The organism is Nocardioides sp. (assembly GCF_036401255.1).
In the GTDB taxonomy this organism is placed as follows: domain Bacteria; phylum Actinomycetota; class Actinomycetes; order Propionibacteriales; family Nocardioidaceae; genus Nocardioides.
The window spans coordinates 1-4,746 of sequence record NZ_DASWVI010000390.1; the positions used below are offsets into that span (position 1 = coordinate 1).

Annotated in this window: 6 protein-coding genes and 2 pseudogenes; 4 read left to right on the plus strand and 4 right to left on the minus strand. The window is 73.2% G+C overall.

Annotated elements, in window-relative coordinates:
* Window positions 1-218: 218 nt before the first annotated feature.
* On the plus strand, window positions 219-845 hold the full coding sequence (locus VGD85_RS18230) for a hypothetical protein (RefSeq protein ID WP_331064851.1): 627 nt from the start codon (window positions 219-221) through the stop codon (window positions 843-845).
* Between the two features lies 1 nt (window position 846).
* Here the strand turns inward: VGD85_RS18230 and VGD85_RS18235 are convergent, their stop codons facing one another.
* A complete protein-coding gene (locus tag VGD85_RS18235; RefSeq protein ID WP_331064852.1) occupies window positions 847-2,019 on the minus strand; it encodes a saccharopine dehydrogenase family protein in 1,173 nt (390 codons plus the stop codon).
* A gap of 62 nt (window positions 2,020-2,081) precedes the next feature.
* On the opposite strand from VGD85_RS18235, the gene VGD85_RS18240 reads away from it, so the two are divergent.
* A complete protein-coding gene (locus VGD85_RS18240) occupies window positions 2,082-2,351 on the plus strand; it encodes a DUF2277 domain-containing protein (protein ID WP_331064853.1) in 270 nt (89 codons plus the stop codon).
* A 2-nt stretch (window positions 2,352-2,353) separates the two neighbouring features.
* Complete coding sequence (locus VGD85_RS18245; RefSeq protein ID WP_414690833.1) at window positions 2,354-3,205, plus strand: Sir2 family NAD-dependent protein deacetylase; 852 nt, start codon at window positions 2,354-2,356, stop codon at window positions 3,203-3,205.
* Window positions 3,206-3,208: 3 nt separating this feature from the next.
* On the opposite strand, the gene VGD85_RS18250 is transcribed toward VGD85_RS18245, so the two are convergent.
* On the minus strand, window positions 3,209-3,553 hold the full coding sequence (locus tag VGD85_RS18250; protein WP_331064855.1) for a hypothetical protein: 345 nt from the start codon (window positions 3,551-3,553) through the stop codon (window positions 3,209-3,211).
* 182 nt (window positions 3,554-3,735) lie between these two features.
* Window positions 3,736-4,422: a metal-dependent transcriptional regulator gene (locus tag VGD85_RS18255; RefSeq protein ID WP_331064856.1), complete on the minus strand. Its 687-nt coding sequence runs from the start codon at window positions 4,420-4,422 to the stop codon at window positions 3,736-3,738.
* Between the two features lie 46 nt (window positions 4,423-4,468).
* Between VGD85_RS18255 and VGD85_RS18260 the strand changes: the two are divergent.
* Window positions 4,469-4,543 (plus strand): annotated as a pseudogene (locus VGD85_RS18260) (hypothetical protein); the annotation flags it as partial.
* Between the two features lie 120 nt (window positions 4,544-4,663).
* On the opposite strand, the pseudogene VGD85_RS18265 reads toward VGD85_RS18260, so the two are convergent.
* Window positions 4,664-4,729: pseudogene (locus VGD85_RS18265) on the minus strand (deoxyribodipyrimidine photo-lyase); the annotation flags it as partial.
* Window positions 4,730-4,746: the final 17 nt, after the last annotated feature.

Here is a 4,746-nt window from a genome sequence, read left to right on the forward strand (position 1 = left end):
TGGATAGAGCAGCCGCCTCCTAAGCGAAAGGTCGCCAGTTCGACTCTGGCCTGGGGCGCCACCGGCTATGTCTGCCGCGGCGACTGCCCCGTGGGGCGGTCGAGGCCGGTGTGACGCAGGGGGCGGCAGAGCCTGACCGACACGCGGGGATTGGCATGTCCGGACACCTCCACGTAGCGTCGACGACCGATTGTCGTCACCTGGAGGGACCCAACCAGATGCGCCTGTCCGGCATCGCCAGCACGCTGCTCCTCGTCCTCGTCGGCCTCGTCGGCCTCGGCAGCCCCGCCGTCACCGCCGGCCCCCGCGGGGGCGACCACCCCCCGACGATGCTCGGGCCCGGCGACGCGGGTGTCTCCGGCATCGGGCACGAGGCGATCATCCGCAAGTCGCGGTACGGCTACATCTACATCTCCGGCAAGCACGACAGCCACCTGCGGATCAAGTACATCGAGTCGCGCAACGCGCTGCGCTACCGCGACACCCGCACCGCCCGGGTGAAGCTGCCCGACCACGGCTGCCAGCGCGAGCAGGTCAAGACCGGGATCTCCGCGGTGTGCACGATCCCCAAGAGCTTCGACGGCAAGCAGGTCTTCGTGCAGGTCTGGCCGCGGCTGGGCAACGACTACGTCGACGGCCGCACGCTCCCCCACCGGTTCCGGCTCTGGGTGCTCGCCGACGCCGGACGCGACGTCGTGCACGGCGGCGACGGTGCCGACTTCGTCAACGGCGCCAAGGGCAACGACGTGATGTGGGGCGGCAAGGGCAACGACTGGCTGCGCGGCGGTCCCGGCGCCGACCGCATCTACCCCGGCGACGGTCGCGACCGCGTCGCCCACGGCTGAGCTAACCGACGACCTCGAAGCGGATCCCGGCCGCCTGCAGCCGGGCCAGCAGGTGCTCGCCCATCGCCTGGGCCGTGGTGACCTGGCCGGCGGTCGGCGGGTTGTCGTCGAGCGCGAGGCACAGCGCGGACTCGGCGAGCATCTTCGCGGTCTCGTCGTAGCCGGGGTCGCCCCCCGAGACCCGGGCGTGAACCGTGCGGCCGTCCCCCTCGGCGACGAGGTCCACGGTGAACCACGACCGCGAGCGGCGCCGCTCGTCGGGGCCCTCGCCCTGGGGCACCCGCCCGAGCAGGAGCTTGCGCAGCGGGGGCACCTGGGCCGCACCGAACGTCGCGACCGCGGCCACGACCCCGCCGGCGGCGTACCGCAGGGTCTTGGTGCCGGCGTAGTGCGAGTAGGAGAAGTCGGGGCCGTACGCCGCCAACGCGGCACCGCTGCGCGCCACGACGATCGGGTCGATCGTCGGCAACGGCACCAGCCAGTACCCGAGCAGCGCGTCGCGATGCGGCTTGCCGGCGACCGCCCGGGAGCGACGTCCCTCCGGGCGGGGCTCGACGCGACGTCGCCGCTGCGTCACCTCGCGCAGCTGGCGGACACGGGAGAACTGGCCGAGCGCGGAGTGGAAGGTGCCCCCGGAGAACGTGCCGCTCGAGCGGACCACGCCCCGCACGCGCACCGGGCCCGACGCGGCCAGCTGCTGCACGGCGAAGAGCACCCCGAGGTCGTGGGGGACCGAGTCGAAGCCGCAGGCGTGCACGATCCGGGCGCCGGTGCGCTCCGCGGTCGCGTGGCACTCCAGGTAGGTGCGGTCGACGAACTCCGGCTCCCCGGTGAGGTCGACGTAGTCGGTGCCGGCCTCGGCGCAGGCCGCGACGAGGGGGCCGCCGTGCTCGAGGTAGGGGCCGACCGTGGTGATCACCACGCGGGCCGCGGCGGCGATGTCGGCGAGCGAGGCGGGATCGGTCACGTCGGCGTGCAGCAGCGGCAGGTCGCCCGCGGCCGGGTCGATCGAGGCGAGGTGGCGGCGTACGTCCTCGAGGCGCTCGGGGTTGCGCCCCGCCAGCGCCCAGCGCAGCCCGGCGGGCGCGTGCCGGACGAGGTACTCGGCGGTGAGCCGGCCGGTGAAGCCGGTGGCGCCGAACAGGACCAGGTCGTGCTCGCGTGCGTCAGCCATGGGCTCCACCCTGTCAGGTCGTGAGGGTCCCGACCATCCCGCCGCCGACGTACCCTCGCTGCATGTGCCGCAACATCCGCCCGCTCCACAACTTCGAGCCGCCGGCGACCGGTGACGAGGTCGCCGCGGCCGCGCTGCAGTACGTGCGCAAGGTCAGCGGGACCACCAAGCCCTCCCAGGCCAACCGCGAGGCGTTCGACCGGGCGGTCCGGGAGATCGCGCACGTGACCCAGCACCTGCTCGACGACCTCGTGACCACCGCACCGAAGAAGGACCGCGAGGTCGAGGCCGCCAAGGCCAAGGCGCGCGCCGAGCTCAGGTACGCCCGTTGACGCTGGCCCCCACGCCCTCCTCGACGCCGGGGTCGCCCCCCGCGCCGGCCTGGACGCCGGCGCTGCGGCTGCTCGCCGACCGGCCCCTGGTCGTGCTGACCGGAGCCGGGCTCTCGACCGACTCCGGCATCCCGGACTACCGCGGACCCGGCGCGCCCGACCGGCGGCCGATGACCTACCAGGAGTTCGTGTCCGGCCCGGCCGCCCGGCAGCGGTACTGGGCACGCAGCCACCTCGGCTGGGGCCGGATGCGCCGCGCCGCGCCCAACCCCGGGCACCGGGCGCTGGCCCGGATCGCCCCCGAGCTGCTGATCACCCAGAACGTCGACGGCCTCCACGAGCAGGCCGGCACCCCGCGCCTGGTCGCCCTGCACGGCCGGATCGCGGACGTGGTCTGCCTCGGCTGCCGGACCACCTCGGCCCGCGCGGCGCTCCACGACCGCCTCACGGAGCTCAACCCCGGGTACGCCGAGCGGCACGCCGCGGCGCCGGTGCGACCCGACGGCGACGTGGAGCTCGACGACACCGACGACTTCGTGGTGCCGCCGTGCGAGCACTGCGGCGGGGTGCTCAAGCCGGACGTGGTCTTCTTCGGCGAGAACGTCCCCCCGCCGCGGGTCGAGCGGTGCTACGCGGCCGTCGAGGGGCTCGCCCGCGCCGGCGGGGCACTGCTGGTCGCCGGTTCGAGCCTGACCGTCATGTCGGGGCTGCGGTTCGTGCGCCGCGCGGCACGAGACGGTACGCCGGTGGTGATCCTCAACCGGGGCGCGACTCGCGGCGACCCGCTCGCGGCGTACACCGTCGACGCCGGCTGCAGCGAGTTCCTCACCGAGCTGGCCGCCCTGCGGAGCTGACCCTCAGCCGTGCTCGCGCTTCTCGGGGTCCTCGGGGTGCGCCAGCTCCCCCAGCAGGTCGATGATCTCGTGCATCGCGAGGTCGTGGGCCTCGGGGTCCAGGCCGGCGATCCGCTCCCGGGCGATGTCCTCGGGCAGCCGCGCGCCGAGCGCGAGCGTGTAGACCGTGTCCTCGGGCCAGAACCCGATGTCGATCACCTCGGCGGCGTACAGCTCGCCGTCGGCCGTCTGCAAGACGACGGCCTCACCGTGGTTCAGGCCGCGGGTGAGCGTCGTGGACGAATGGGAAATGACGAGCACATGCTCGCCCGACACGCGGGCAGGGCTGTTGAGCTCAATGAACTCCATTGACTTCCCCCACCGTCGTCCACCCCCGACCGACGACATTGCGCGCCCAAGCGGCGAGCCGTGGCTGAACGTACCCAGAGTATCTCCACACGCGATGAACAGGACGGTAAAAGTATGTCAACACATCCGGGCGGAGTGCGGGATCCGTTTGGTAAAAACTTCAGCCAGTCACGGATCGGCGCTCAGAGCTTGCGCACGAAGATGTGATCGGCCGCCTCGGGCACGATCTCGGCGGTCTCGCCCCCGGACCCGACGAGCACTCCCTCCTCGGTCGCGACGACCGTGATCGTCTTGTCCGGCAGCGCGCCGACCCGGCGCATCGCGCTCATCAGCACCTCGTCCTTCTGCATCTCCTCGGAGATCCGGCGCACCAGCACCCGGCCCTCCGCGGAGCCGGCGGCCTGCGAGAGCGGCTCCACACCCTCCATGAACGGCTCGCCCGGCGGGTGCTCCCCCAGCTCGTCGAGGCCGGGGATCGGGTTGCCGTACGGCGACTCCGTGGGGTGGTCGAGCAGCTGGAGCAGCCGGCGCTCCACGGTCTCGGACATCACGTGCTCCCAGCGGCACGCCTCCTCGTGGACCAGCTCCCAGTCCAGCCCGATCACGTCGGTGAGCAGCCGCTCCGCGAGCCGGTGCTTGCGCATCACCCGCGTCGCCAGGCGCATCCCCTCGTCGGTGAGCTGGAGGTGACGGTCCCCCTCGACGGTGAGCAGCCCGTCGCGCTCCATCCGGGCGACGGTCTGGGAGACGGTGGGCCCGCTCTGGTGGAGCCGTTCCGCGATCCGGGCGCGCAGCGGCACGATGCCCTCCTCGACCAGCTCGTAGATGGTCCGGAGGTACATCTCGGTGGTGTCGATGAGGTCGCTCACGGCTGCATTCTCCCCCATCGACCCACCCCCTGGCAGGCTGGACGCGATGCCGACCTCCACGCCCGCCGTCTGGTGGCTGCGCCGCGACCTGCGCCTGGGCGACAACCCAGCGCTGCTCGAGGCGGCGGCCGGCGGGGCGGTCCTGCCGCTGTTCGTGGTCGACCCCGCCCTCTGGGGCCCGGCGGGAGGGCCCCGCGGGTCCCCAGAGCGCGGGGTCCAGCACGAACAGCGGCAGCACCGCTCCGTCCGCGGACGCCTCGAGCAGGGCCGGGTTGTCCCCGAGCCGCAGGTCGCGCCGGAACCACATCACCGAAGTCACCCCAT

Excerpts from the sequence above, each read along its gene's own strand:
- VGD85_RS18230 (WP_331064851.1), top strand. The coding sequence starts at position 219 with ATGCGCCTGTCCGGCATCGCCAGCACGCTGCTCCTCGTCCTCGTCGGC.
- VGD85_RS18235 (WP_331064852.1), bottom strand. The coding sequence starts at position 2,019 with ATGGCTGACGCACGCGAGCACGACCTGGTCCTGTTCGGCGCCACCGGC.
- VGD85_RS18240 (WP_331064853.1), top strand. The coding sequence starts at position 2,082 with ATGTGCCGCAACATCCGCCCGCTCCACAACTTCGAGCCGCCGGCGACC.
- VGD85_RS18250 (WP_331064855.1), bottom strand. The coding sequence starts at position 3,553 with ATGGAGTTCATTGAGCTCAACAGCCCTGCCCGCGTGTCGGGCGAGCAT.